27 protein-coding genes and 1 tRNA gene are annotated in these 26,558 nt (G+C 39.2%); 17 read left to right on the forward strand and 11 right to left on the reverse strand.

Annotation, left to right across the window (positions count from 1 at the left end; translation table 11 throughout):
- Positions 1-78 precede the first annotated feature (78 nt).
- The 15 genes from ACKWCA_RS02015 to ACKWCA_RS02085 all read left to right on the forward strand — a co-directional run bounded on the left by ACKWCA_RS02015 (position 79) and on the right by ACKWCA_RS02085 (position 14,456).
- A complete protein-coding gene (locus ACKWCA_RS02015; protein WP_413976463.1) occupies positions 79-903 on the forward strand; it encodes a LytR/AlgR family response regulator transcription factor in 825 nt (274 codons plus the stop codon).
- Between the two features lie 101 nt (positions 904-1,004).
- Positions 1,005-1,604 carry a hypothetical protein gene (locus ACKWCA_RS02020; protein WP_413976464.1) on the forward strand — a complete coding sequence of 200 codons (600 nt, stop codon included), beginning with the start codon at positions 1,005-1,007 and terminating at the stop codon, positions 1,602-1,604.
- A gap of 5 nt (positions 1,605-1,609) precedes the next feature.
- Complete coding sequence (locus ACKWCA_RS02025; protein WP_413976465.1) at positions 1,610-2,773, forward strand: serine hydrolase domain-containing protein; 1,164 nt, start codon at positions 1,610-1,612, stop codon at positions 2,771-2,773.
- Positions 2,774-3,015: 242 nt separating this feature from the next.
- Positions 3,016-4,779 carry a tetratricopeptide repeat protein gene (locus tag ACKWCA_RS02030; protein ID WP_413976466.1) on the forward strand — a complete coding sequence of 588 codons (1,764 nt, stop codon included), beginning with the start codon at positions 3,016-3,018 and terminating at the stop codon, positions 4,777-4,779.
- 152 nt (positions 4,780-4,931) lie between these two features.
- Entirely contained in the window at positions 4,932-5,888 is a 957-nt protein-coding gene (locus tag ACKWCA_RS02035) for a homocysteine S-methyltransferase family protein (RefSeq protein WP_413976467.1), read from the forward strand.
- Positions 5,889-6,003: 115 nt separating this feature from the next.
- A complete protein-coding gene (locus tag ACKWCA_RS02040) occupies positions 6,004-6,777 on the forward strand; it encodes a sterol desaturase family protein (RefSeq protein ID WP_413976468.1) in 774 nt (257 codons plus the stop codon).
- Between the two features lie 22 nt (positions 6,778-6,799).
- Entirely contained in the window at positions 6,800-7,573 is a 774-nt protein-coding gene (locus tag ACKWCA_RS02045) for an SDR family NAD(P)-dependent oxidoreductase (protein ID WP_413976469.1), read from the forward strand.
- A 29-nt stretch (positions 7,574-7,602) separates the two neighbouring features.
- Positions 7,603-8,412 (forward strand): alpha/beta fold hydrolase, encoded by an 810-nt coding sequence (locus ACKWCA_RS02050; protein ID WP_413976470.1) that lies wholly within the window; start codon positions 7,603-7,605, stop codon positions 8,410-8,412.
- Between the two features lie 49 nt (positions 8,413-8,461).
- On the forward strand, positions 8,462-9,229 hold the full coding sequence (locus tag ACKWCA_RS02055; RefSeq protein WP_413976471.1) for an MBL fold metallo-hydrolase: 768 nt from the start codon (positions 8,462-8,464) through the stop codon (positions 9,227-9,229).
- Between the two features lie 38 nt (positions 9,230-9,267).
- A complete protein-coding gene (locus tag ACKWCA_RS02060) occupies positions 9,268-10,074 on the forward strand; it encodes a PhzF family phenazine biosynthesis protein (protein WP_413976472.1) in 807 nt (268 codons plus the stop codon).
- Between the two features lie 52 nt (positions 10,075-10,126).
- A complete protein-coding gene (locus ACKWCA_RS02065) occupies positions 10,127-10,519 on the forward strand; it encodes a RidA family protein (protein ID WP_413976473.1) in 393 nt (130 codons plus the stop codon).
- A gap of 20 nt (positions 10,520-10,539) precedes the next feature.
- Positions 10,540-11,496: an SMP-30/gluconolactonase/LRE family protein gene (locus ACKWCA_RS02070; RefSeq protein ID WP_413977110.1), complete on the forward strand. Its 957-nt coding sequence runs from the start codon at positions 10,540-10,542 to the stop codon at positions 11,494-11,496.
- 75 nt (positions 11,497-11,571) lie between these two features.
- Positions 11,572-12,855, forward strand: coding sequence for a M20 metallopeptidase family protein (locus tag ACKWCA_RS02075; RefSeq protein WP_413976474.1), 1,284 nt, complete (start codon positions 11,572-11,574; stop codon positions 12,853-12,855).
- A gap of 13 nt (positions 12,856-12,868) precedes the next feature.
- Positions 12,869-13,786: a phosphate/phosphite/phosphonate ABC transporter substrate-binding protein gene (locus ACKWCA_RS02080; protein WP_413976475.1), complete on the forward strand. Its 918-nt coding sequence runs from the start codon at positions 12,869-12,871 to the stop codon at positions 13,784-13,786.
- A 100-nt stretch (positions 13,787-13,886) separates the two neighbouring features.
- Positions 13,887-14,456: a pyridoxine/pyridoxamine 5'-phosphate oxidase gene (locus ACKWCA_RS02085; protein WP_413976476.1), complete on the forward strand. Its 570-nt coding sequence runs from the start codon at positions 13,887-13,889 to the stop codon at positions 14,454-14,456.
- Positions 14,457-14,724: 268 nt separating this feature from the next.
- Here the strand turns inward: ACKWCA_RS02085 and ACKWCA_RS02090 are convergent, their stop codons facing one another.
- From ACKWCA_RS02090 to mobC, 5 genes are all read right to left on the reverse strand, one after another.
- On the reverse strand, positions 14,725-15,318 hold the full coding sequence (locus ACKWCA_RS02090) for a DJ-1/PfpI family protein (protein ID WP_413976477.1): 594 nt from the start codon (positions 15,316-15,318) through the stop codon (positions 14,725-14,727).
- A gap of 24 nt (positions 15,319-15,342) precedes the next feature.
- Positions 15,343-16,230: a PhzF family phenazine biosynthesis protein gene (locus ACKWCA_RS02095; RefSeq protein ID WP_413976478.1), complete on the reverse strand. Its 888-nt coding sequence runs from the start codon at positions 16,228-16,230 to the stop codon at positions 15,343-15,345.
- Positions 16,231-16,295: 65 nt separating this feature from the next.
- On the reverse strand, positions 16,296-16,826 hold the full coding sequence (locus ACKWCA_RS02100; RefSeq protein ID WP_413976479.1) for a sigma-70 family RNA polymerase sigma factor: 531 nt from the start codon (positions 16,824-16,826) through the stop codon (positions 16,296-16,298).
- Between the two features lie 436 nt (positions 16,827-17,262).
- Entirely contained in the window at positions 17,263-19,575 is a 2,313-nt protein-coding gene (locus tag ACKWCA_RS02105) for a relaxase/mobilization nuclease domain-containing protein (RefSeq protein ID WP_413976480.1), read from the reverse strand.
- A complete protein-coding gene (mobC, locus tag ACKWCA_RS02110; RefSeq protein WP_413976481.1) occupies positions 19,572-19,958 on the reverse strand; it encodes a plasmid mobilization relaxosome protein MobC in 387 nt (128 codons plus the stop codon). The genes ACKWCA_RS02105 and mobC overlap by 4 nt, the downstream gene beginning before the upstream one ends.
- 459 nt (positions 19,959-20,417) lie before the next feature.
- Here mobC and ACKWCA_RS02115 point away from each other — a divergent pair, with 459 nt between their 5' ends.
- On the forward strand, positions 20,418-21,038 hold the full coding sequence (locus tag ACKWCA_RS02115) for a hypothetical protein (RefSeq protein ID WP_413976482.1): 621 nt from the start codon (positions 20,418-20,420) through the stop codon (positions 21,036-21,038).
- A gap of 21 nt (positions 21,039-21,059) precedes the next feature.
- Here the strand turns inward: ACKWCA_RS02115 and ACKWCA_RS02120 are convergent, their stop codons facing one another.
- From ACKWCA_RS02120 to ACKWCA_RS02135, 4 genes are all read right to left on the reverse strand, one after another.
- Positions 21,060-21,329, reverse strand: a complete 270-nt coding sequence (locus ACKWCA_RS02120) for a hypothetical protein (RefSeq protein WP_413976483.1) — start codon at positions 21,327-21,329, stop codon at positions 21,060-21,062.
- Positions 21,330-21,331: 2 nt separating this feature from the next.
- Positions 21,332-21,601, reverse strand: a complete 270-nt coding sequence (locus tag ACKWCA_RS02125) for a helix-turn-helix domain-containing protein (RefSeq protein ID WP_413976484.1) — start codon at positions 21,599-21,601, stop codon at positions 21,332-21,334.
- Between the two features lie 241 nt (positions 21,602-21,842).
- Positions 21,843-22,292, reverse strand: coding sequence for a hypothetical protein (locus ACKWCA_RS02130; protein ID WP_413976485.1), 450 nt, complete (start codon positions 22,290-22,292; stop codon positions 21,843-21,845).
- Positions 22,293-22,394: 102 nt separating this feature from the next.
- Positions 22,395-23,822, reverse strand: a complete 1,428-nt coding sequence (locus ACKWCA_RS02135; protein ID WP_413976486.1) for an ATP-binding protein — start codon at positions 23,820-23,822, stop codon at positions 22,395-22,397.
- 499 nt (positions 23,823-24,321) lie between these two features.
- Between ACKWCA_RS02135 and ACKWCA_RS02140 the strand changes: the two genes are divergently transcribed.
- Complete coding sequence (locus ACKWCA_RS02140; protein ID WP_413976487.1) at positions 24,322-25,311, forward strand: Shedu anti-phage system protein SduA domain-containing protein; 990 nt, start codon at positions 24,322-24,324, stop codon at positions 25,309-25,311.
- Positions 25,312-25,386: 75 nt separating this feature from the next.
- Here the strand turns inward: ACKWCA_RS02140 and ACKWCA_RS02145 are convergent.
- Both ACKWCA_RS02145 and ACKWCA_RS02150 read right to left on the reverse strand, forming a co-directional pair.
- Positions 25,387-25,460: transfer RNA gene (locus tag ACKWCA_RS02145), tRNA-Asp, on the reverse strand.
- Between the two features lie 136 nt (positions 25,461-25,596).
- Positions 25,597-26,526, reverse strand: coding sequence for a DUF58 domain-containing protein (locus tag ACKWCA_RS02150; RefSeq protein ID WP_413976488.1), 930 nt, complete (start codon positions 26,524-26,526; stop codon positions 25,597-25,599).
- Between the last annotated feature and the right edge of the window lie 32 nt (positions 26,527-26,558).

The raw sequence follows: 26,558 nt of genomic DNA on the forward strand, positions 1-26,558 counted from the left end.
ATTACCTAAAAAGAACATTATTATTTTTGTTTATTACTGATTAGAAAAAAATATACACTCAAAACCCTATATCCTTCAATGACTAAAAGAGTGAGCAGTACATCAATTTATCATCCGGATGTTATCCTCTTCCTGATTCTTATTCCGTTTATAAGCGCCATTAACTACTATCTTACCTACAGTAACATAAAGTTGAACGGGTTCCTTGTTCTTACTTTCGCTATTGATACACTACAAGGGTATGCAGCGTGGTCCGTCGTAAGAAAGCTTATATTCTGGTTCGACAAAAGACTACCCTATAGCAGCGGGATTTTAAAGAGACTAGCCATTCAATTGATTGCCACAACGATAATTGGTTTAGCAGTAATCAGTTTACTGACCGAGTTCGTAAGCTTTATCGCCAAAGGAAAATCTGCCCCATTACATTTTTATACGACCGACCTTTTTATAATTGGCATATGGTTCTTCTTTATCAATGCAATCTATTTGGGGCTTTACTACTATAACCAATGGAAAAGAACAGAAGAGAAAATTTTAGAGGAGAAAAAAATGAAGGCCGATGGTTTCGTGGTAAGAGTTGGCAATAAGAACGTTAGATTGGATTTTGAGAATATATTGGGCCTTTATGCCGATACCGACTACACCGTGGCTCAGAGTACTAGTGGGGAGAAATTTTATCTGGATGATTCCTTAACCAAGATTGAGAACCGATTACCGAATGACCGCTTCTTCAGGTTGAACAGAAAATATATCGTTCACCGTGATATGATAGTTGCTTTCAAGAGAATGGAAAACGGTAAGATTCTAGTTGAGCTTCAGTTAAACGAATTTTTCCCTTCTGAGATTCCCGTTAGCCGTACAAAGGCACCATCATTTAAAAGCTGGTTTCGACCTAACCTATGACACTTCAAGGGTCTGAATGCTACATTTCAAGGTATTCACCCTGAGTTGATGGGGATTGCGTGACGTGCTGAATCTATTTTTGGGCATTGAAAATTTTTACAATGATTCGAAAAATAGTAATTCTCCTAATCGCGGCCTTTGCGATACAGTCCATAAAAGGTCAGGCCGAAGCAGCCAACGGGTATCGAAACTTTCCGTTGATAGTAACCCTACAATTCCATTCCCTCTCGATGCCCTTTAAAAATTTAAAGGGCAACTTTAAGAACATTGGGATCGGAATCGGAACCGAGGTGAGCCACAACGGAAAACAAAATTGGGTACAGCAAATCAATTTGATGTGGTATCGGAACAACAATGTGGGCAATGGATGGTTCATTTATTCCCAAGCGGTATGGCGACCAACGTTGGTTAATAATCTCTATACCGAACTAAAGTTGGGGGCCGGTTATATGATTACTTCCAGACCGACGGAGTCATTCAAGCAACAGAATGGAGAATGGATTTCGGTCGGAAAAAAAGGCAAGGGTCTTTTCGCGATTCCAGCTGGCGTTTCCTTAGGCTATGCCGAGTACTCAGATAAAATCGATGTTTCACCTTTTGCGAGCTACCAATTCGTTCTCGTGAAAGGATACAATGAAAGCATTCCATTGGTTCCCCAGACATTGATTCAGTTGGGATCTAGAATTCACTTTAACGAATAAAATTTATGAAAACATTTCTATATCTAACAATCACCATTATTTGTTTGCTCTCTCAGAAAATTGTCGCGCAGGAGCATAAAGTAATCTGCAAGCCTTCGGAGCTCAGCAACGGATTTGCCGAAGCGAAGGCGATAGACAAGGCCATGGACAAAATTGTAAAAAGCGGCACTCCAGGAGCTGCAATCGCAATATTTTCCGATGAGGGTTGGTGGTATTCGGCCAAGGGTTTTTCGAGAATCGAGGACAGGACCCCAATGCAAATCTGTCATCTCCAATACTTGCAGAGCATATCCAAAACCCATCACGCCGTTGCGGCTTTGAAACTCTACGAATCAGGCCAATTAGAGCTGGATAGTCCAATCACAGCATATCTGCCAAAAAATATCACCCGATATATCGCAAAAGCTGAGAGCATTACCGTTAAAATGTTACTCAACCATACCTCTGGTATCCGAGAATATAACTTTAACCCTAACTATGTTACCCAACTACTACAAAGTCCTGAGAAGAACTACACGGGTGAGGACTATCTGAAATTTATTGACGGGAAGCCCCTTGATTTCGAACCGGGCAGCCGCTATTCTTATAGAAATAGCAATTATGTACTATTGGCCCTAATACTGGATGAGCTCATTGGAAACCACGCCCAGTTTATTGAAGATGAAATTTTCAGTCCCTTAGAACTTTCAAATACTGTTTATAGGAACAAGACCGATTATTTGAATAAAACTGATCTTGTAGATAGTTATTGGGATAGATACGGTACGGGGATAGTAGAGAATGCTTCTTATTTACAGCGTAGTAACGTGATGAACATGATTGGGGACGATGGAATAGTTACTACGCCAATAGAAGCCATCAAATTTCTAAAAGGCTTGATTGAAGGCAAATTGCTTTCCGAATCCACTTTAAAGTTGATGAAAAATTGGGTACATCGAGATAACGGCGAACCAGCTTACGGTCTTGGTCTTAGTTATACCAAAATCAACGGTTTTGAAGCCTTCGGACATTCGGGTGGCGGTATCGGCGCCGGATGTGAACTATATTATGTTCCTGAGAAAAACTTATACTTTTTTATTGCCATAAACTTGGGTACGATAACCGAGACTCCCTTGCACAAGGGAATAGAGGAAGCGCGTATGGAAATATATTCGATTTTGTCGCGGTAATCAAGATATTTGCGTCCATGGTAAATTTCTCATCACCAACTTTTTATAATAAACACTTTTTGCTCATTTTATACAGGATTCATTGTTAAAAAAAGCGGAATGAACTGTAAACAAAAATGCTTGGACTTTCAATTTTCAATAATGCAGAAGCTCTAGCATTTATATGATCACTAACGATAAGACATTTCTGGCAAAAAATTTACAACTTTGTAATCTATTTTATTTTAAGTTATTTTAAATAAATGGATGTAACAATCGCCATATTACCCTTCAAATCCTTTATTCGTGTTGGCGACCATCAAATGTTTATTGATGGATTTGTAGAGGATCTTACCACAAATCTTTCGAAGTTTATTGGCCTATCCGTCATTTCTTCTGAAACCATTAAAAATCTGAACATCCATAATAATCAAGTTGAAGGACTAAACACAGACTATTTGGTCAAAGGTAGTTTTCGTGAATTCGAGGATAGTTTCCGTATTGGCATTCAATTGATAAGGAAAAAAGACCATGCCATTATTTTCGCCAAGGATTATGACTTTTCCTTTGAAGAGATGTTCAAAACCCAGGATGAAATACTCAAGCAACTTGTAAACATGGTGCAACAACAAGTTGATTACGATATTTTATCGTTTTCCTATAAGGCAAAATCCACCGATCTCAAAGTATATGAAAGTTATCTATTGGGCATGAACATTTTAAAAAAGGGAGGTGCCGAATACGATGTAGAAGCACGGACCTATTTTGAGGATGCCATAAAAAAGGACCCAAATTACGCAAAGGCTTATACGGGTATATCTCTCTCGTACTTTAACGAGTGGAGCTGTCAGCTAATGGATCAATGGGACTTAAAAAAAAATGGTGCGCAAAAATATGCATTGAAAGCCCTTGAACTTGATGAAAACGACTATGTCGCGCTCACGGTCGCAGGTAGGACATTTTTATTTTCCCGTGAATTTGACAAAGCCGAACACTATCTTCGGAAATCGTTGCGCATGAACCCAAATGATGCTTCCAATTTAATTCAAGTGGGCTTTTGTTTTATGTTTTTGGGCTATACCAAGGAGGCCCTGGAACTTTATGAGAAAGCTCTTAAACTAAATCCTATCCATCCGGAAAGTTACTTTGGCTATGGCTCAAATTTCTATTTTGAGGATGGAAATTACACAAAGGCCATTGAACTTGGTAACAGAATAAATATTGGAACTTCCTTCGTTGATTTCGCAGCCTACATGGCAGCTGCCCACTTTCACATTGGGGAATTTGAAAAAATGAAGGAGTACTGGAAAATTTATCTACATAAATTCAGCAAAATTGTTCTTAAAACGGATGATATAAAAGAGGAGGAAGCCCTCAAATGGTCAATAAGGGTCAATCCCTATAAAAAGAATACCAACCTAAAGCCTTTCTGGGAGTTTATCGCCAAGCAGAAAATTGACACTGCTGAGTTGTCAAATTCTATAAACAATGTGCATCCAAAATTAAATCTCTTTCAGAAAACGGGCAGTCTTTGGGAGATCTCATATGCCTTTGAATCTAAAATGATACAGGATTTGAAGGGACTCCATGATATCCTCACGCTATTGCAACGACCCGAAGAAGAAATACACTGTAGCGAATTGATCGGTGCTGCCGTAGTCAATGAAAAGGGAATGGAACTTATCGACCAAAAAGCGAAAAGAGGGTACAAAAGGAAAATTCTACATCTACAGGAAGACATTGCGGAAGCAGATGCCTTAAATAATTACGAAGAGTTGGCAAAACTTCAAGATGAGTACGATTCCATTTTGGAGCACCTATCCAAGTCTACCGGGCTGGCAGGTAAAAGCCGAAAATCTTCCGTTCAAGTCGACAAAGCCAGATCAGCGGTTACATGGAGAATAAGAAGCTCCATTAAAAAACTCGGGGAAGTCCACCCGGCTTTGGCCAAACATCTTACTACTTCCATCAAAACGGGCACGTTCTGTTCCTATAGACCCGAGAACCCCACAGACTGGGTTTTTTAAAAAATATCCAAATATTTTCAGTGATACTTACGGTGTAAGGTTAATACTTACGTCTACTAGGGTGTTGATTATATAATAACATCTTAAAAGAAAAGCTTTACAGTTTTCCCCGTTTGTTCAAAAGGCTTTACCAATGCATAAATAAAGATATCATGGCTCATAATAACACCTCGAACCATTTTTTGATCAATGACGTTTATTTGACTGACGGAGGTCTGGAAACGACCTTGCTATTCCATGAACGACTCCACTTACCCCACTTTGCAGCTTTTCACCTTTTAACCAGACCGGAACATCGAAATATAATAGATGCGTATTATAGACAGTATTTGGAACTGGCAAAGCGATTTGGAACCGGCTTTATTTTGGAAAGTCCAACATGGCGGTCCAATCCTGATTGGGGTTACAAGCTGGGCTATTCGCAAATAGAACTTGTGAAGGCAAATCAAATCGCCATTGAACAGATGAAATCGCTGCGAATCGAGTACAGCGATAAAATTGGTTCCATATTAATTAGTGGGTGCGTTGGTCCCAGACATGATGGATATGTGGCAGCCCTTTCTGGAAATTGGGAAGATGCTAAAATATACCACTCTCGACAGATTAAAACCTTAAGAGATAGCGGTGTTGATCTGGTCAGTGGTCTTACCATGACCAATGTTCAAGAGGCATTGGGGATCGTTATGGCCGCAAAAGACTTAAGAGTACCTGCGGTCGTATCGTTTACTGTTGAAGTCGATGGCCTGCTTCCCGACGGCAAATCATTGTTTGAAGCTGTTAAAGCAATAGACCAAGCGTCAGAGGACTATCCATTGTATTACATGATCAATTGCGCCCATCCGGAACATTTCGCAGATTGCCTATCGGAGCTTGATGAATTGGTATATCGTATTCAAGGAATAAGGGCGAACGCTTCTTGTAAAAGTCATGCAGAACTTGACGAAGCCACCGAATTGGATATGGGAAATAAAAAAGAACTTGCCCAGTGGTATGGATCATTGAGAAGCAGGCATCCCCATATTAAAATCTTCGGAGGATGTTGCGGAACCGATATTTCCCACATGGAAGAAATCTGTACTACTGTTATCTCTGACCATAACAGCCAATAACTTTTACTACAATATGTTGTGGATAATGAAATTACTTATCCCATCTTATTTGACCAATAATTTATATGCTAACACCTTTAAATAATATTTTATACACAAAAAATCATCAAACGTTATGAAAGAAATTTTTAACAATCTGCCCTTACCTCTTGAATTGGTATTTGATCCTATCTCATATATCGTATTTAGCATTTATGGCGGGCTAATCTTATGGGAGGCTTTATGGCCTGCCCGAAAGTTACCAAAGGTGAGATTTTGGAAACTTAAAGGTTTTTTGGCCTTTGTCCTGTTCTTCTACCTCTCTTCGTACCTGCCATTGCTATGGGACGGGGCATTAGCGGAATTCCAGGTATTCGACCTCACGGGTCTAGGTACAGTTTGGGGAGCCGTAGCCGGTATAATGATTTATGAACTGGGCGTCTATTTTTGGCATCGGAGCATGCACAGGAACGATACGCTTTGGAGAATTTTTCACCAAATGCATCATAGTGCCGAGCGTTTAGACAGTTACGGAGCTTTTTATTTCAGTCCGATGGATATGATTGGGTTTACCTTTTTGGGGAGTCTTTGTCTGGTAGTCATAGCCGGATTCACGCCAGAAGCCACTACTCTTATTATTTTGGGTACTACCTTTTTATCGATTTTTCAGCATAGCAATATCAGGACTCCCGTTTGGATGGGATACATCATTCAAAGGCCCGAGGCCCATGCCCTCCATCACGCAAAGGGTATTCACGCTTACAACTATTCGGATATTTCCTTTTTTGACATGCTTTTCGGAACGTTTAAAAATCCCAAAAAATTTGAGCATGAAACCGGGTTTTACCAAGGTGCTTCCAGCAAAATAAGGCAGATGCTTATTTTTAAGGATATTTCCAAAGAAAAATAAAACCTCTACAAAATTTAAGAAAATGAGAGACAAGCAAGTAATTATATCGGGAGGCACATCGGGATTGGGATTGGCGACGGTCAATGCTTTCCTTAAAGAAGGTGCAAATGTAATAGTGGCTTCTAGAAGTCGGGAAAGATTTGAAAAAGAGTTTGGCAAGACGAATTCGAAAGTACACTTCGTGCAAACTGATTTCGGCAATATGGAGTCTGTCAATGCACTTTACCAGAGAGTTGAGAAAGATTTTAAATCGATTGATATCGCCATCAACAATGTCGGTCACGCAGAAATGAAACCTCTGACGGAATATACCGAAGCCGATTTTGACCATTCTATAAACGTAAACCTAAAGAGTCTGTGGCTTAGCCTAAAGCATCAAATCAAATTGATGACGGCCGATACATCGAACCGGAAACATATTATAAATATTTCTTCCATCAATGGGTTAGGCGGTGCAGAATACCTATCGTTATATGCGGCTGCCAAAGCCGGAGTGATTTCCCTGACGAAATCGGCAGCACTTGAACATGCGCAATCCAATATTTCCATAAACGCCATTGTTCCCGGTCCGTTTGAAACGCCCATGTTAGAAAAGGCCTTGCATACCCAAGCAGGTGGGGATAAGGGCAAACAAATGGCCATAGAAGAACAGTACAAACAAATGATACCCAAGGGTAGGTTTGGTCGGCCCAATGAATTCGCCGAGGCCATACTTTGGCTGTGCCAAGGAAAAAGCACCTATTTATCTGGACATTCGCTGATTCTAGACGGCGGAATGACAAGTCGTTTTCGATAATTAATAGTCCCATCATTAAATAGATACAAATGAAAAAAATTATCATTCTTATAGGCTACACCTTATTGTTAGCCACAATATATGCACAGAGGGCCGAATACGCAGACTTGAACGGAATAAAACTCCACTATCAAACGCAAGGCAGTGGAGAACCTTTGTTGCTTTTGCATAATTTTACCTCAAGCCACAAGGTTTGGGAGCCATGGTTGCGTGACTTGGCCAAGCAGTACACACTGATTTTGCCCGATATGCGCGGACACGGTAAATCAACCAATCCCAGTAATCTCTTTACACATGAGCAGTCTGCAAAAGATATGTATGCCTTGATGGATGCGCTGAAAATTGAGAAATTCAAGGCCATCGGTGCCAGTTCCGGAGGCATGACCCTTGTGCATATGGCCACAATGGATTCCACGAGAATCGAGTCGATGATACTGGTCGGAGCAACATCGCATTTCGGGCAACCTTGCAGGCAAATTATGGCAAACTCGCAATTTGAGACGGTTTCCGAAGATTGGATGCTGGATATGAAGAAACATCAACCTGAAGGCGATGCTCAAATCAAAAGGTTACTGGGGCAGTTCAATGCAATGCAGAATTCTTACGACGATATGAATTTCACTGCCCCATATCTTTCACAGATCAAATGTCCGACTTTAATAGTTCATGGTGAGCTTGATGAATTTTTTCCCTTGGAAATACCCTTTGCAATGGCGAGGGCAATTCCAAAAGCATCCTTATGGATAGTTCCAAATGGAGGGCATTTACCGATATGGGATGCGCGGTGGGCCGATATTTTTTTGGATACCTCGAAGTCATTTCTAAAAGGTGAACTGTAAAAGAAATGCCTAATTTACAATTCTCGAACTTAAAGTTATACTAAAGAAAATGAAGAAAATCTACCACTTAAACTGCGTTCAGATCGAGTCGCCTTTGGGTTCGGCAATCGGTCATTGCGTACTAATCGAACAAGACGAGCAATTGACGCTTATTGATACGGGAATCGGAATGGCGGAAACACGTGAACCCGAAAAAAGATTGGGCAAAGAACTGGTAGCATTGACTGGTTTCAAATTTGATGAAAACCGTACCGCGGTTCGACAAATCGAAAGATTGGGGCTGAATCCAAAAAATGTGACCGATATCATCTGCTCGCATCTTGATCCAGACCATATCGGGGGAACGGCAGACTTTCCTCAAGCCAAAGTCCACGTATCCAAGGAGGAATATGAGGCCTTTAATAATGGGGATGAACGATATTTGAGGCACCAGCTTGCTCATAAGCCTGAAATGGTACTTTATGAAAACAATGATAGCAAATGGTTCGATTTACCAGCACGGAAATTGAAAGTGCATAATGAAGTGTACCTCATTCCATTATTTGGCCATACGCTGGGGCACTGTGGTATTGCCTTCGAAAATGGTGGCCGTTGGAAATTTTATATTGGAGATGCCTACTATTTAAGAGCCGAATTGACAGAAGCAAACCATCCCGTTGAACAGTTGGCTACCATTCGGGCGGTTGATAATCAGATGCGAATCCAGTCTTTGGACACAATCAGGAACTTCATTAAGAACTATGGTGATACAATCGACTATTTTGGTTACCATGACCCAGCTGAATTTTCAGAGAGCCCTTGGGTGGAAGGCAATTGATTTCCTCGATTACGACTTACACTTTAAAGAAAAACTTTATGAATATACAGACCTATATTGTCGATGCGTTTACCGACCGGGCCTTTACCGGGAATCCGGCCGGGGTTTGTCTGTTGGAAAAACCAATAAGTGCGGAACTGATGCAATCTATTGCCCTTGAATTGAATCTATCGGAGACAGCATTCCTTTTGAATTTGGAAAAACATTCCTATTCCATTCGATTTTTTACCCCGCACATAGAAATTGACTTTTGTGGCCATGCTACTATGGCCTCTGCCAAAATAGTTTTGGACAAAGTTGCTTTGGAAGAAGTCCGATTTACCACTTCACAAAAGCTGCATCTGATAGGGCGATATGCCGACAATGCCATAAAAATGGTGTTTCCGATGTACGATACGGTTGTATATGAACCGGAGCAAGAGGTATACGATGCCTTGGGAGTAGGAGAACCGATAACAACTAGACTATCGAAAGATTTGGATATGCTACTCATTGAAGTTTTAGATAAAAGAACCCTTCTAGAAATAAGTCCGCTCTACGAAAAGTTAATTAAAAGTTCGGCCAACCTAAAAGAGGTGGTGATCACTTGTAAATCTGAGGATGAGGGTTTTGATTTCTATTCTAGATGCTTTGCCCCTTGGTTAGGAATCAATGAAGACCCAGTTACTGGAGCTGCCCACTCGGTTTTAGCAAAATACTGGAGCGACAAATTGGGCGTTTCGGAAATGTCGGCCTACCAATTGTCAAAACGTGGTGGATTTTTAAAACTTACCATTCTTAGCGATATGGCATTAGAAGTACGAAGTAATGCCAAAATTATTTTTGAGGGTAAATTAATAGTTTAAAAATGATATCTATTATTTTAAAAAAATCGAATTGTAACTTAAATTTAAAAGAATGAGTACAAAAAGATACATTGAAAAAGGAAAGGGACTGCCCAACTGGGCTAATCCCATTAGTCATGCCGTGGTGGCTGGAAATATGTGCTTTGTAAGCGGGCAGTTAGCCATTGATCCCAGCGGCAAGTATGTCCGTGGAACTGTAGAAGACGAGGGCAAATTGGCGTTCGCAAATTTCTTTTCTGCCCTCAAAGCTGCCGGCTTCGAAAGAGAAGATACTGTCTTTATCGATATCGCATTCGATGACTTGAAGCACCAGCCAGAAATCGACCGGCTATACATGGATTATTTTCCGGAACACAGTAGACCGGCAAGAACCATATATCAGGCCCAAGCTCTCCCTTTTGGTGGTAAAGTCAAGATTACCGGTACCGCAATGAAATTAGATTGACTAATCAAAGAAATTTGAAAGTGAAGCTGTTAACCTTTATTATAATAATCTTATATGTGGCAAGTTGTAAGCCAAAAGTTTTAGAATTTTATGTCCTATATGAAAAAGACTTGGTGCCTGAAGGTATAGCTTACTCCAAAAAGAGAAACAAATTTTATCTGACCAGCATAGCAAAATCAAAAATTATTGAAGTTGATGCGGACTCCGGTCATCAAAGAGACTTCATTAACGAGCGGGCGTTTAATTACTCACCGGGCGCAGGCATTCAAATAGATGACGAATTGGACATTCTCTATGCCATTGGAGGATACTACATGAAACCAGATTCAACATCGTCTCTTTTTGCGTTCGATCTAGACTCAAAGTTGCTGATAAAAAGATATGATGTATTGAATGAGGGCGACCATTTTCTGAATGATTTAGTCCAGGATACGAAAGGAAACATTTATATGAGCGATACTAAAAGTGCTTCTATTTACTTATTAAAATCTGGGAGTAATACTTTGGAGCTCTTTTATAAATCTTCCGAAATTAGCTTCCCTAATGGCATTACAATCTCTGATGACAATACCAAACTTTATATAGCCTCATTCACCAAAGGCATAAGGGTATTAGATATTTCAACGAGAAAAATTTTGAATGAACAGGACTCATTAGGGATATCGCAAGGAATAGATGGTCTAAAGTTCTATCAAGGAAATCTATTGGCTATACAAAATGGTGTAAAATCGAAATCATTTAATTTTAGAAAACTGATACTTAACAGTGATGGTGATAGAATTGTAGGATATGAAATCATCTCGGAAAACAACAAAGATTTAGAGTTACCCCTAACCTTTTGTATGGCTGGCAACAGAGCTGTTGTCATCGCCAATTCCAATCTTCAATACTTAAATCAAGAAACATTTGAATTTATGCAATCGGATACCATTTTGAATACAAAGCTAGTGGTTTATGATGTTGAAAATGCGGAGTAATAAGTGAGGTAGCAAGGTGATGTCAATTAGAGATTGAAATTAATCATTATTCCTAAATCAAACAAAATCAAAAAAATGAAATTAAATAAGAAACTTATATTGATTGCCTCTTTATTGACCATTTTGCTTGCCTGTAGGACAGTCGAGGATAAAAGCATCCATCAAAAAATCGTAAAGGACACCGAAAGAATATTTGATAATTTGGTTCAAATTAGAAGAGACCTCCATCAACATCCTGAGCTCGCAGGAGATGAAATTAGAACTTCTAAAATTATCGCTAAGTACTTAGCTGATTTAGGACTGGAAGTTAAAACGGGAATTGCGGGGAATGGTGTTATTGGAATCTTAAAAGGCAATCGAAATGGTAAAAATATAGCTTGGAGAGCTGATATGGATGCCATTCCAAGCGATTTTCCTGATAAAGTTTCATTTAAATCGACAAATAAGGGAGTGCAACACGGATGTGGCCATGACATCCATATAGCAATTGGGCTTGGGATAGCAGAAATATTGTCCAAGAACAAAGAGTCGATTAATGGTACGGTTTATTTCATATTTCAACCTGAAGAAGAAACTTTTGTTGGCGCAAAAAATATGGTCAACAACAATATATATCAAGAGTTACAAATAGACGAAATATATGCATTACACGTAACTGCTTTGCCAGTAGGTCAAATCTTGGCGAGACCAGAAGAGATATTTGCCTATCAAAAAATACTACAGATTAAATTCGACGGTAAGTTTTCAGAAAAAGATTCTAAAGAGTTCCACAGTCAGATAAGACGTGAAGTGCAAAGACTAAAAGATACTACAGATCCTTGGCAAATTTCAAAGGCATTTGATTCGGTAGCAGGAATAGGAAATCCAAATACTCTGTTCCAGGATTATCTATTCGTTGATGAGCACTTTTCGATTAAAAAAGACAAAAATGAACTTGTTTTAACAGCAACCATTTACGAAACGAATAAGTCAAGGCTGGCTGATATTTTACCCAAAATTGAGCAGGTAATCAGTACATCGGAGCATAAGGACAAATTCATTTCGATGTCGTATATCCAAGAAAATCCAACAGTATTAAATCACAAAGCATTAACCAAACAAGCAGTCAATACCATAAATCATATTTACGGCAATAATACTGTTGCACCAAATTATGGACAAATTCCATATTTCAATGACGACTTTACTTACTTTCAACAAAAAACACCTGGAGTATATTTCTTATTAGGCGGTTCCAATCCTGAAAAAGGATTGGTTGCAATGAACCACGCACCAAACTTTGCAGTTGATGAAGAATGCATAAAAGTTGGAGTAAAATCCTTTTCGTCCCTGATTATGGAAAGGGCCAATGTTGAATAAAGCACTACTATAAATGAACAAGAAACTGAGTTTATTTTTTTTAATCGTTATTATCGGACTTTCATCCGGGGGATGTAGTGAAGATAGGGAGCCTATTAGACTGGCAACCTATACCTATGCCACTAATGATCGGATAGAAAACATGAAATTACTATCCCAAGAATTGGAAGACCGCCTACAACGCAAAGTCACGATTACGAGTTATTCCGACGTAAAATCATTCATTTTGGGAATAAAATCGAATGAAGTGGATATCGCATTTATCAATACTTTGGGGTACTTGATTCTTTCGTCAGATAATGAACACATGCTTCCCGTAGCCAATATGCATATTGAAGAGGACGCCGTCGATAACTATAAAACAGTTTTGCTGACCATTAATGATTCAATCGAGAGATACTCAGATATCGGAAATAAAGCTAAAGACTTAACAATGATGTTCGTAAAAGAGGGGTCTACATCAGGTAATCTTGTGCCCAGACTTTTCTTAAGCTCTCTTGGCATTTCATCACCGGAATCCCAGTTCAGGGAAGTGGAATATGGTGGAAACCATACTTTAACCTTTGAAAAATTGGTTAATGGGGAAACAGATTTAGCCGCTATCGGCAGTAATGAATACTACAAGCAAATCCAAACGGATTCAAAACTCCGGGAGAAGGTAAGATTATTATGGGTATCAGATGAAATTCCCCTGGGTCCTGTATTGGTACATAAAGTACTTCCTTTAAAGGAAAGGGAAATCATATCCAACATGCTACTTAACTTGCATATAGAAAATACTGATGCATTTGAATCAATAAAATCAGGTTGGTCAGAAGCAGGGCAGGCTGATAAGTTTCAGCAAATATCAGACAAATATTACAACTCATTTAGAAAGGTTAATGGAAACAGAACTCATTTGAATGACATCTTACAAATGTTTGATAACTAAACGTTGACTAATTGTTTATGCCATAATGCTCCCTTAAAGCTCGCACTTCGCATGTACTCATCGTTTTCCATCTGAAATTTCACCTTAAGTTAAAAATCATATGACACCCATCGAAATCTTCAAAAAATGGTTTGATGATGAACTAAAACAAACGACTTCCGAAGTTCCGTCTGCGGTCTGTCTGTCTACTATCGGTTTGGATGGTTTTCCAAATTCAAGATTTGTGTCTTTCAAGGGATTGGTTGATGATTGTCTTATCATTACGGGACCATTAAACTCTCGTAAAGGGATGGAAATGGAAAAACTGAATAAAGTGGCTATGACCTTCTGGTGGCCGAACACTGAACGGCAAATCAGGATTCAAGGGCCATCGACCAGAATAACGGATGAACTTGCAAATACATATTTTGAAGAACGAAATAGGATATCACAAGCCGTTTCTTCAATCAGTAAACAAGGAGAAGTCATTGAAAACTTGGCTGAGCTTGAACAGAAGGTTTTGGAATTTGCTTCTAAAAGCACAAAAATTGACAGGCCGAACCATTGGGGTGGATTTTCAATCAAACCTATGCGCATAGAGTTTATGGAGTTTAAGAAAAACAGAATACACGATAGAAAACTGTACGAGTTTGAAAATGGCTATTGGACGGTTAGAGAAATACAACCATAAGGATGACTTCGAGCCAGTTGAGAAAATGTGATTTTGTCATAAATGGAGATACTTATTACCAAAGGGAATACTAGAAATACATTCAAGTGTGCAAGAAATGTCGGTAGTTCCATAAGTACCGAAATTTGCTCCAAAATTCCATCAATCTTTCATAGTAGACTCATTATACTACCCGTTTACGGGCCAGTAGTCATTTGAATATTCGGTCCGCAAAATATACCATTTGAGATAGTTCTCTTCAAGTCGTGACCATTAATCTTTACAGTATTTATAGACTACTTTCATTCCAGTCATATTCCATATATTCTGCTGTTACCGATGCAATAGCTTTCCCATGAAGATTTTCAACTATGTGAAAGGACAAATCAATTCCTGCGGAAATTCCTCCAGAAGTGAATAGTTTATCAAATCCTACAAACCGCTTCGATTTTTGCGGAATACCAGAAGGCACAATTTTCGACATATGGTCGTAAACTCCGTGATGGGTACAATAGGGTTTTGAATCGAGTAATCCCAAAACACCTAGTAATCTTGAGCCAGAACATATACTAGCTGTAATTAAACTGCCTCTATGTACTTTTTTTATCCAGTTTAAGGTTTCACGGTCTTCCATTTGATTTCTTGTGCCAGCTCCTCCTGTGATGATTAAAATATCGATATCTGGTGCATTTGCAAAGTCATATTTAGGATTTACCGAAAGTCCATTGACGGCAGTAATCGGCTCAATTGTTTTGGCAACTGTAAATACATCGAAAAGTTCAAAATTATTTAGTTCTGAAGTGACCGAAAATACTTCAAACGGTCCTGCAAAGTCTAATACCTCTGCATCATCAAAAATTAAAATCCCCACAGTTCTCTTCATAATTCGTATTTTTTAAGCTGACTATTATGCGTCTAATTTAATTTCTATTTTTTTATCTAATATTCCTTTTCCGCCAGCCATAAGGCCTGTTATTCGTTCATTTTCAATGCTTAGATCGACAACTATCAAACTCGGAGAAGGTTCGTTCATAAACTTGCCCTGTTCAATTTTGAAACGTTGTTTGTTAATTTTTAAGATGTCATATAAATAACATCCAAGCGGCCCGGCGGCCATCCCAGTTCCTGACTCTTCCAAAATTCCATATCGTGGACCGAACATCCTTGAGGTGGCATCATAGTAATTGTTATCCATATCCGTTGTAAAGACGTAATAGCCAATTAAATCGAATACTTCACTGATTTCAGAAATCAAATCAAAATTTGGTGTTAGGCCCCTTAAAATCGCTACATTTTTGACTGGGATGACAATAAAGGAATTTCCTGTGTTCACCAATTTAATGGGTGCATCTGGAATCAAATCGTTTTTCACTAAACCCAAGGATTTCAATATCAAACCTTCTTTCTCGCTGACGTCTACATATTTTGGTGCTAGCTGTTCCATAAAGGCTAATTCCCCCATCATTTCTATTCCTCGTTTCCCGTCTATGGTCTCTTTTGAAGAATAATCGTCTTTTAGTGTGCCGATTTGCTTTAGGTACGAGAAGGTCGCAACGGTAGCATGGCCGCAGTGCACTATTTGTTTAGTGGGTGTAAAGAATTCTAATTTGAAATCCGCTGTTTCAGATCGTGATACGAAAGCAGTTTCCGACAAGCCTACTTTTTTTGATATTTTTAGCTTTTCCGCATTTGATAAGTTATCTGCATCCAGTACAACACCTGCCGGATTACCACCTTTCCCGTCTACTGCGAAAGCATTTATAATTTGCACAATCACTAATCCTGAATTATCCATCTTTGATATTTTGATTTATTATATGACTGATAGACGGAGGCAACTCAGAAAAGACGTAATTATTTTCAATTATTATCAAAATCTAATAAGCTACCTCTTCCATCAGATTCAACATTTGGACAGTCCAGGATATTCTCTTTAAGAATTTCTCTAGCTTTTTGAATTCGGGATTTGGTTCCAGAATAAGATATGTTCAAGTGTTCGGCCAATTCTTTTTGTGAGTAATCCTTAAAAGTGGTTAAGATAATTGCCTCTTTATGTTTTGAGGAAAGGCTTTCTATTTTTTGATTTATGCAATTCGCTAGTTTATAGTATTCAAAGTTTTCCTCCTGCACGTCTGGAATATGGAAATCACTAATGGCCCCATCATAATTATTCTTATTGCGGAAGTGGTCAGTAATCGTATTCCTAGTAATTTGATAAACCCAAGATGTGAGTTTTGAAGTATGCTTCGGTTGATGGATTTTGGTCTGTATTTTCAGAAATACCTCTTGAAGAATATCTTTAGAGGTTTGTTCATCCTTGATTTTTCCTAAAATGAACTTATAAAGTTCTTCATTTAAATCTGTCCAAATCGCGTATATATCTTTTTGCACAATATTGATTTTTAGAATTCACCAAAAGCAGTATCTGTTAAAACTGCATTAATTTGGGATTAAAAATAAGTAAATCTCTTATGGCTTTTTCTCATTTTAAGGAAACGGTTGTAACATTTCTCAATTATTTAACGAAAACTACAAAACGTAAACAAACTCAAAGAAACAAACCCTGACAAACACAACGAGGCTCTTAAAAATTAAAAAACAAATTTGATATAAGTTCTTAATTTTTTCCATAACCGAGTTACCTACCCCCAGATCTACCATAACTAACTTGCGCATGGATCCTGCGAAATTTCGTTAGCGTTCCGGAAGATAAGCGTAAAGAATAAACTCCGTAGGGCGTGACCGAACCTTGGCTCGGAACACTATCCCTCTTCTCTCCCTATCCACAAAAAAGCGCCCGTCAGGGCGCAAAATTCCTCTTCAAGTTTTACCACGGAAGTCCCATGCCCATACCTTTCCTTTTGGATTTTGTAAAATCAGTAAGTTCATCCTTGAACCCGTTGTAGACTTCTTCGGCTTTTTTGCCGCTACTACCCAATAATGAACTGATGGCGTAAACGCCCTTTCTGAGCATACGTATTTGTTGAATGCTAGATTTTCTTTCCATGGCTCCTTGAACGGTTTTGCGAAGTCCGTTATCCATATGGTACTGCACTATTTCCCGGTGCAGGTTGGGATACGCTTTTTCTGCAGTTAGCATAAAGGCGACCTTGTCGTACATTCCCCTTTCCATCAAATGTCCTGCCCATAGGTTTTCAAGATTGTTCCTACCCTCTTCCAATAGGTCTCGGATGATGGGCTTTTGTTGCTGCAGAACATTGCTTAAATCAGGAATCGAACCCAAATAAAGGCTTGTTCTTCTGGACAAGGTATGGCTTGATTCTATACCTGTATAAATCGACTTTACCCGTAACCCTTCTTCCCTTTTTATAAAATAGAATCCCTTGGCATTGAACAAAGCGATATAGTCCTTTGCCGATTTTTCAAAAGGCGCATGCATACGTTCGGCATCTTTTATATACGCACTTAACGCCAAGCCTTCGTATTTCGTTCTGTACTCGGGACTCATCCTTTTGTAAAGCTTAGGGAATATCATCGGCAGGAACATAGCGGTCGCCGTCAGCTTGGAGCTATTTTCGGAAGACCCATCCGATAACATTTTCAGCATCAAATGGTTTTGACGGACAAAGCCCGAGGACACAAAGTTCTCCATAGCTTCCGGAAAAGGTAGTTTGCCCAATTTTACGGGAATCGTATGCCTGTCCGAATTCGTATAGGACAATTGGTCATTACGATACTTTATGCCCAAAGCCTGGAACAAAAGACGGACGCTTCCCTGCTCCGTGCCGACATCGAAGATTTTATTTTTCAATACCTTGCCTATGAGATTGAATTTGTCTTGCAGAGCGGCCTTTTCCTTCTTGGTCTCGACTTCATACTGCCTTTCCCTGACAATCGGAAAGGTATTTTCTAGGGCTTTCCTGAATTCCGTCCTTTGATTTCTTGGGATGTAGCGCTCCAAGAAAGTATGTCTTTCCGAGGCCAACAGTCCCGGAACGATATCCTTGAACTTCATTTTTTCGATATGTTCGGATAGCAACTCGTTCGGTTTCGAGGATTTCAGGTAAGATGTCGTCAATGCCTCTTGTATGACTTTTTGGACTTCCAATCTGAACTGTCTGCTTCCGATATCGATTTGAGTGGATTCCTCCTTATTGCCGAAAATGTCCAAACGATTCTGCATCCGAACGTTCCTGCCGAGTTCCCTTGCCCTGAAAACGTACATCGATTTGTCAAAGACCGTGTACCCCTCGATAACAAATCCTTTTATGTCCAGTTTTATGTCGATTCTCTGATACTCCTTGAGTACATCTTGAAGGTCGTTCGGACGGATGGTTTTGAAAAGTTTATAGGTAGTTTCAATTTGTTTCAACAGACGTTTGCGTTGCATCGGTAACAGCTTCGATTTGGAATGGATGTCGAAGACCTTTTGAAGTTTCGGGCCGCTCAATCCTCGGTGCACTTCAGAGCCATTGATGAACCTTGTCTGATAGCCTTTTTGGTTGTTAAGCCCGTAAGCGACACCTACCCTTCCCGATTCGTTCTTTGTAGTTCTTATTTCGATGTGGTAAGGTTTTACCAATCTTGCCAGTTCATCGAAACTGCGCACTCTGTATTTTTGGTTGATGCTGTTGAGTACATCCTGTAAATAATATCGCGTTCCTTGGGTTGCGTCCGTACCTGTTTGAAGTTCGGGCAACCTGTGAATCGGCAGTTGATCTTTCCGTTTCATTGTCGGTGCAGGTGTCAGTCCATATTTTTTTTCCAGATATTGTCGTGTCGCCATGCTTTTTCTATGGCTATTGAAAATACCTAGCACTTTGCCATCTTCCTTTACATTGGTGGTTACGATATGGACGTGTTCATGCTCGGTATCGGTATGTCTGACCACGACATAGGGCTGCTCCCCGTAACCCATATTCTCCATGTACTCTTCGGATATTTTTAGGAAGGTCATGTCGTCCAAGTGTTCTCCATGAGGAAGGTTCAGACTGATGTGGGCATAGCGGTTTTTGGTGGCATTGCGCTGTCCCTGAAAATACAGTACGTTTTCAAAGAACTTTGGCGATATGTTCTGTGAAAATGTATTGCCGTAACCGAGTACACGCATACCCTCTTTTCCAAGAACGTACTTCATCGTTCCTTGACAGGTCTCGCCATAAATCAGCTTTGCTATCATCCTTGTTTTTCTTCGCTTATGGTTTTCAAAAGTTGGTAAAGCAATTCATTGGTTTTTTGTATCTCGTTTTGCAAACTACTGCTAGAGCTTCGCAGATTTTTATGGTGCGCAAGTTTTACCAATTGGTTGATATTGTTCCCTATCTTGTTGATATGATAGGCAAGGCTCGAAGTGTCTGGAAGCCTATCCTTTTCCGCTGCCCCTTGTTGCAAAATCAATCTTCTGAGTAGCGGGCTTGTCGTTCCCCTTTTGGAAATATCCAGTTGGTACGATTCGCATAGTTGCTTCAATCTTTCGTATTCCATATTGTTGAACCTGAGCATGATATTATGGTACCGCTTCCTATCTCCCAATCGTTTTCGACCTCTTTTTCGTTGTTCCATTTTTATTGCTTTATGAAGCAAAACACTTCGCCAGAAGTAGACAATTCTAAGTTACTTAGAATACACCTCGCTATCCGTTTCACGGATAAATATACATAATCATTCGTGTATACAACTAACTTATAATCAATTATTTAAGTCGTTAAATCATATCAAACCACATCAATATATATGGGTACAAATAGGAGATTTATCTGGTCCGATATGGTATTGAAAAAATGGAAAGAAATACGGAAGTGTCCAGGTTTTTTGTGGGTAGGGAGAGAAAAGAGCAAGCGGCATTTCCGCCGCTTGTGCTTTTGCGCGGCCGCGAGGGGGTCTTGCAAAACTGGAACGGAAAGACGACCGAAAGCGGGCGGGCGAAGGTCGCCCGCTCGGGAGGATTGGAGTGAAATTTTTGCAAGACTTCCGCAATGGCTTGGGAATACATAGCTGAATAAAATAGTTAAAAAGTGTGCTATGCCATTCGCTAAAATCTTTACTCGGTATCTTTGGGTAATCTCAAAATATCACCCTACGACCAACAAAAAAATTTATAGCCCATTGATAAGTATTAGCGACAAAATATTCATTACAAAAGATATCAATGCAGCTACTTTAGCCTATTTTAAAAAGTCAGTTCTACGTAATTTATTGATGAGTTTTTCTTTTGAACCGCAATCAAATGATAGTGTTATTACCAACTTGTTCAGAAGCGTCAATCACTATGGATTTGACTTGCCCAATGAAGTTAAGCTCGACCTATATGAAATACTATGGAAGTTCAAAAATGACCTTGGGAAAGACGAACTTACCGCGCTTTACTTTTGGGGCCTGAACCAAAAATACATGTACTATTTCGAGAATTTTTTAGGTGATTGTGACACCTATTCGGAAAAGAGATTCGATGAGGAATTTGGTAGGTATCTTGCCTACAAAATCTATGAACCTAAAGCCAGTGGATTGGAGGAGGATACTATGGAAGAACTCGAACTGATTTTATGTAATTTCGCTAGCGAGTTTGACCTGACACTGGTGGATGAATACACCTATGAGAATATTCTAGAGGTTATCGATATGTATTGTTCTGCAATGAATTGACAGCGTAAGACTTTTGAGGAACTATAGGCTCGGTCCTTTACCGCGTGATCTGCCTTTCTTCCTTTTAAAGGTATCGTCCGTACTTTGATTCAAAGATTCGCTCTTTTTGATGTTCACGGAAAGTTTGGCTTCATCAATATACTGTTGCATACCCATATGTATCGGGCTGTTTGGCATCAGTTTTTCTTGATCCTTGATTATTTGGGTTTTCAGATCTAACTCCTTTGCCACACGGTAGCCCATGTTAAAGGCACTTTTAAATTTTTCGTCGACTTTGATTTCTTCTTCCATGATTAAAAAGTTTCTCGGGCGTGTTTCTCGATATATTCTATAACGGAGTCCCTATCGTAAAGGATAATCTTCTTCTGGGGTTGGGAATACCGGATTTTTCCCTCGTCCCTTAATTTCTGGAGCGTAGTTGTAGACTTTATTCTGAGTATGGACATTACCTCCGCCCCATCGATCCATTTGTCCTCGGTATCCTTCCTATTGGCCTCGACATGTTCGACCACCTTTCTGAACAAAGCAAAAAAAGCTTCTTTTTCCAATAGGACGACCTCCATAAATACAGTTTGAAAACCAAAAGATATGTCTTCTATTGAACCAAGGCTTTGGATTTCGACAAATCACTCGTTAATTCGTTGTGGAGCTTAGATAATTGGATATTGGACACGAATCATTTTAAAAAAGGATTTTGTTTGTCTAAAAGGGCGAATTTTGAAAACCGGCTTTTTGGAGTTTTTATCTAGTGAACTTATAATCGTCGCATTTAAAGTGAAAAAATATCCTGCAATTTATCCAATACTACGATTTACTGTCATCTATCAATTGTTTGACAGTGTCTTTTAAAAAATACCCGCCGGTCTGAGGCGCATCTCCTTTAAATTCTATAAGACCAGCAGTACGGAGTTGAGCAATATATCTTTCTAGTGAACTCTCGGCAAGTTTCGTCTTTTCTCTATAATCAGGAACTCTTTTACCTTCATCATTAGCTATCGCAGTTAGAAGAAGAACTAGTCTTTCTTTTACTCCATCAGTTACTCCCTCAATTACTCCCTCAATTGCTCCCTCAATTGCTCCTTCATTAGCTCCACTAGTTCCTCCATCATCTACTCTTCGAACAGGAATAGGGATTATGGTTTTAAAAGTAGCTCCTTCAATAAATAGAGGATTATCCTTTCCCGAATAGGCTTTGATATACTTGTTTACGTTCAAAATACCAGAGCCCAATTCATCAAATCTACCCAATTGCATAAAAAACTTGGCTATCGATGGGTTTTTGGGAGATGGCGAAAAATTTGTCGGAGATAAAAGGCCTTCCCCATGCGGATTGTTCGCATTTTCGGTTACTGAAATCTATTTCTTCTTGTCCAATGTATTCTTACCAACATTATACGCATAGGTAGCACAAGGCACATATTGCAAGGTTACGCCTTGAAACTCCTTTTGGGCTTTGACATCAATAGTGGTAACCAATGCGGAAGTCAACTTATTCGAATTACAGAAATCAATAAGGCTTTTTAACTCGCTGGGTTTTTCTGCGTATCTATTACTCCATTTAATTTCCAATGCCCAAATGGGTTGTAAAGTGCCTTCATCGATTCCCACCATGTCTACCTCTCCTTTTCCCCAATGGGCATAATACGGATTAAACCAATCCCGATGCATCCATTGTGAATAAATAGCCGTTTCTACCAAGTCACCCATACGTTTTTCATTAGTAATCGCCAATGGTGTAAATAAAGCAGCATATAACGATGGATTAGAGAGGTACATTTTAAACTTCACTTCTCTTTTGAAACGTTTTCCGCTCTGATCTACCCTGCCGATTTTTTTGACCAAAAAAGCAGACTCCAAATATTCAATATAGGTTTTTATAAGGTGCTTTTTTACCCCTGATGTTCTGCTCAACTCCGCGTACTCGAACTCATGGGCGGTATTAAAACAAATGGTAGTGAACAGCCTGTTCAATTCCTGTACATCTTTAATACCATATAAACTTGGTAAATCACGTAATAATACCTTATCTACAATATCCTGTTTTATATAGCGCCCGGGATTCTTTTGCATCTGTGGCGAAAAGATGATCTCAGGATATCCTCCAAAATTGATGTACTTCACAAAATGCTCATTCAACAACTGGGAATTTACGGTATCGTAAAAATGTTGCTCCTTCCCTTTCCAGAGCAAATTGCTCTCGACCATCAAGTGCTGTAGATTGTTTATGTGTATGTATTCGTAGAAGGTAAGGGGCGGCAATAAAAAGTCAGTAAAGCGTCCCGCACCGCTCTCATTACTTTTAAATTTTAGTGCAGCAGCGGCACTACCGGACACTACAAACTTTGTGCCGCGATAACTGTCCACCAATGTCTTTAGGTGAATTTCCCAATCTTTCAAGTATTGGATCTCGTCGAAAAATACAAAACAGTCTTTGGGGTTTTGATTGCCGATGGCTTCCAAGGCATATTTGAAAAGCTCCTCTAAGGCAATATTCGTGTAAATCGGATTTTCTACCGTAATGAAAATAATTTTTTGAGCGGGCACCCCGTCGTCTATTAATTCCTGAATAGTATGGTGCAACATCACAGTTTTCCCGACCCTTCTTGGCCCCATTAGCACAACCGCCCTGTTTATGGTTCGGTCAAATACCATAGGTTTGAAAATATCAAAGTACAATCGGCGTTGCATGGCATTGTAATCCTCTTCAATACTGTTATTACGCCACCAGTAATTCTCAAACTGAATACGTTCTAAAACCTGAGATTTAGATATTTTTTCAACCATTATTTCCTTATTTGATTCAAATATATTAAAATAAACAATATTTTTTATCTTATTTTTGATTTTATAATCTATATAAGAAAAATAATGATTATTTTTATGCTTAGTTGATTGGGTGCTTTACACAACACTTTACTGTTGGCTTCATCCTGCGATACAAAACGCTCTATTTCAAATCAAATTTGAATCTAATCATTAATAGATTCATTAAAAGCTTTTATTAATACGTGACTTTATCAATGGGAAAGCAGGCAAGTAAAAACCGAAATAAACTATGATCAGGAAGTTGCTTTTAAATGATTAAAGAGCGAACTGCTTTCTCAATATCCTAGAATTAAATCACAAATATCTTTGCATGATAAGAGACCGACCAAATAGGCTTAAGCCAACAGAGGACGATGTAATTATAAATTCCAAACCTAATTATTTGTACAGCCATGAATTTGAAAAAGGCAGGTTTTTTCAAATTGTACATGACGACGACGAAGGCTTTGTTACCAAATTGTCAAGCAAAACCATGCTGAAAGCCGTCTACATTAAGGAGAAGAATGATATTGAGGGCATTGAAATTATTAAACTGATTGGTAACATAGAAAAGCAGAGAGTAAAATTCAGTAAATTCAATTTAGCACAGTTAAGAGCTTTCCTGAGTTTTTTAGACCAAACCGATTTAGCTGCCATCTCGGAAAAACGTATTAAAATAGCAGATACCGAACTTACAACCGAGAACATAAAATTAATCAAAACGCTTCTTGCCAAAGAAGGTGGCCAAGCTGTTGTCGAGTCCGTTATTGAAGAAGGAATAATTACATCCCGAGACATCGTGAACTTAGCTTTCAGAAAAAGAGGGCTTGGATACTTTAAAAAATTACTTGAAAAGCCTCAATACTGGAAAGAATACCGACAGCTCATTAACATGCCCAACGCTAAAGAGGAATCTACTTGGCAGGCGTTTTTTGAGCGAAATGAATGGATTTTAGGTCTCGGAACGAGTTATAAATATCAAGGGATACTCCAAAAAGAAGGGAACGTTTCCGGACAAGACCTGGATGGAAGTAATGCGGTTATTTCCGATTTTCTACTATCCGATTCTAAATTCGTGACTTTTGTTGAACTCAAAAAACCTTCAACCCACCTCTTTGGTCAAGATAAAAACCGATCTGGAGCATGGTCACTATCCAGAAATTTACAGAATGCTTGTTCGCAAATTTTAGAGCAAAAAGCGGCGGGCTTGATAAAATTTGATAAGCCTCAAGTGGACTCTGATGGTAATTTAGTGAATGAAAAGGCATTTGATTCTGAAACTATTCTAATAATTGGAAGTTGGTCGGAACTAGAAACCGCTGGGAGTTATAGAGAAGCGGAGATAAAAAAAAGAACCTTAGAGCTTTTCCGAAATGATAGCCGAAATATTCAAGTTGTGACTTATGACGAACTGTACGAAAGGGCTGAGTTTATAGTAGAAAACCTAAAAAGAAGTTCAAATAAATAATAAAACTGCGTGCAATCTGCGTGCAACTATATGAATCAAAAAACCCCCACATCCGTGAGGGCTTGATTTTACTAGCGGTCTGGACGGGACTCGAACCCGCGACCCCCTGCGTGACAGGCAGGTATTCTAACCAACTGAACTACCAGACCAATGATTTTATGCGCTTCTAGCGTACTCTGGCAACAGCCAGATTCAAATCTTGTTCAAAATGCTTTGTTAAAGCGAGTGCAAATATAAATCGATATTTCTATTGCACAAACTATTTCTCCCAAAATTAAGGGCTTCCTAAAGAAATTTTTGACGTTCGACCATATAGGTATTGAGCACCTTTGAAAAATCACCACGGACATCTACGCCAACATACTTCATCTTATACTGGGCGCATTTTAGTTTTAATGCATCGAAATATGTTGCCACACTCTTTTCATAGGCTTCTTTCACGTTCTCGGCATACAGATCAATGTGAGCGCCAGTCTCTACATCTATATAGCGCTTTGGGGTATTTTCAAAATCGAACTCCTGTTCGGTAGACTTGTCGATCAAGTGAAACAACACCACTTCATGCTTATTGTATTTTAAATGTCGAAGCGCATCGAATAGTTTCTCATCATCCGTGGCCGTTTGAAACATATCGGTAAACAGAAAAATCAGACTACGCCGTTTGATCTTTTCCGCTATTAAATGCAAATAGGCATAGGTTTCCGTTTCTTTCGCCGGAGTTTTGTCCAAACTGATCTCACTCAATTTGGCCAACAACATTTGATGGTGTCTTTCACTACCCTTCTCAGGCGAGTAAAAATTATACTGGTCAGAGAACACACTTAGCCCCACCGCATCGCGTTGACGTTTCAAAATATTCATTAGCGCCGCTATAGACAGTACACCGAACCCAATTTTGTTCAAATCGTTTACGCTCAGGTTCTTCACCTCAGGATAGTACATTGAGGCCGAACTATCTAAAATCATATGACATCTCAGATTCGTTTCCTCTTCGTAGCGCTTCGTATACAACTTATCCGTTTTGGCGAACAACTTCCAATCGATATGTTTCGTACTTTCCCCGTTATTGTAAATCTTGTGCTCTGCAAATTCTGCGGAAAAACCGTGAAACGGACTCTTATGAATGCCGCTTATGAATCCCTCGACTACCTGATTGGCCAACAGCTCTAAATTCTGGAATAAGGAGGATTTATTTAATTCGGATTGTAGATTCATAACACTAAGATAACCATAATTGAGGAGGCGAC

The sequence above is a fragment of the Maribacter corallii genome (assembly GCF_047345415.1).
GTDB lineage: Bacteria > Bacteroidota > Bacteroidia > Flavobacteriales > Flavobacteriaceae > Maribacter_C.

Bases quoted from the DNA above. Each gene is read 5' to 3' on its own strand.
- ACKWCA_RS02015 (WP_413976463.1), top strand. From the start codon at position 79: ATGACTAAAAGAGTGAGCAGTACATCAATTTATCATCCGGATGTTATC.
- ACKWCA_RS02020 (WP_413976464.1), top strand. From the start codon at position 1,005: ATGATTCGAAAAATAGTAATTCTCCTAATCGCGGCCTTTGCGATACAG.
- ACKWCA_RS02025 (WP_413976465.1), top strand. From the start codon at position 1,610: ATGAAAACATTTCTATATCTAACAATCACCATTATTTGTTTGCTCTCT.
- ACKWCA_RS02030 (WP_413976466.1), top strand. From the start codon at position 3,016: ATGGATGTAACAATCGCCATATTACCCTTCAAATCCTTTATTCGTGTT.
- ACKWCA_RS02035 (WP_413976467.1), top strand. From the start codon at position 4,932: ATGGCTCATAATAACACCTCGAACCATTTTTTGATCAATGACGTTTAT.
- ACKWCA_RS02040 (WP_413976468.1), top strand. From the start codon at position 6,004: ATGAAAGAAATTTTTAACAATCTGCCCTTACCTCTTGAATTGGTATTT.
- ACKWCA_RS02045 (WP_413976469.1), top strand. From the start codon at position 6,800: ATGAGAGACAAGCAAGTAATTATATCGGGAGGCACATCGGGATTGGGA.
- ACKWCA_RS02050 (WP_413976470.1), top strand. From the start codon at position 7,603: ATGAAAAAAATTATCATTCTTATAGGCTACACCTTATTGTTAGCCACA.
- ACKWCA_RS02055 (WP_413976471.1), top strand. From the start codon at position 8,462: ATGAAGAAAATCTACCACTTAAACTGCGTTCAGATCGAGTCGCCTTTG.
- ACKWCA_RS02060 (WP_413976472.1), top strand. From the start codon at position 9,268: ATGAATATACAGACCTATATTGTCGATGCGTTTACCGACCGGGCCTTT.
- ACKWCA_RS02065 (WP_413976473.1), top strand. From the start codon at position 10,127: ATGAGTACAAAAAGATACATTGAAAAAGGAAAGGGACTGCCCAACTGG.
- ACKWCA_RS02075 (WP_413976474.1), top strand. From the start codon at position 11,572: ATGAAATTAAATAAGAAACTTATATTGATTGCCTCTTTATTGACCATT.
- ACKWCA_RS02080 (WP_413976475.1), top strand. From the start codon at position 12,869: ATGAACAAGAAACTGAGTTTATTTTTTTTAATCGTTATTATCGGACTT.
- ACKWCA_RS02085 (WP_413976476.1), top strand. From the start codon at position 13,887: ATGACACCCATCGAAATCTTCAAAAAATGGTTTGATGATGAACTAAAA.
- ACKWCA_RS02090 (WP_413976477.1), bottom strand. From the start codon at position 15,318: ATGAAGAGAACTGTGGGGATTTTAATTTTTGATGATGCAGAGGTATTA.
- ACKWCA_RS02095 (WP_413976478.1), bottom strand. From the start codon at position 16,230: ATGGATAATTCAGGATTAGTGATTGTGCAAATTATAAATGCTTTCGCA.
- ACKWCA_RS02105 (WP_413976480.1), bottom strand. From the start codon at position 19,575: ATGATAGCAAAGCTGATTTATGGCGAGACCTGTCAAGGAACGATGAAG.
- mobC (WP_413976481.1), bottom strand. From the start codon at position 19,958: ATGGAACAACGAAAAAGAGGTCGAAAACGATTGGGAGATAGGAAGCGG.
- ACKWCA_RS02115 (WP_413976482.1), top strand. From the start codon at position 20,418: ATGCCATTCGCTAAAATCTTTACTCGGTATCTTTGGGTAATCTCAAAA.
- ACKWCA_RS02120 (WP_413976483.1), bottom strand. From the start codon at position 21,329: ATGGAAGAAGAAATCAAAGTCGACGAAAAATTTAAAAGTGCCTTTAAC.
- ACKWCA_RS02125 (WP_413976484.1), bottom strand. From the start codon at position 21,601: ATGGAGGTCGTCCTATTGGAAAAAGAAGCTTTTTTTGCTTTGTTCAGA.
- ACKWCA_RS02130 (WP_413976485.1), bottom strand. From the start codon at position 22,292: ATGCAATTGGGTAGATTTGATGAATTGGGCTCTGGTATTTTGAACGTA.
- ACKWCA_RS02135 (WP_413976486.1), bottom strand. From the start codon at position 23,822: ATGGTTGAAAAAATATCTAAATCTCAGGTTTTAGAACGTATTCAGTTT.
- ACKWCA_RS02150 (WP_413976488.1), bottom strand. From the start codon at position 26,526: ATGAATCTACAATCCGAATTAAATAAATCCTCCTTATTCCAGAATTTA.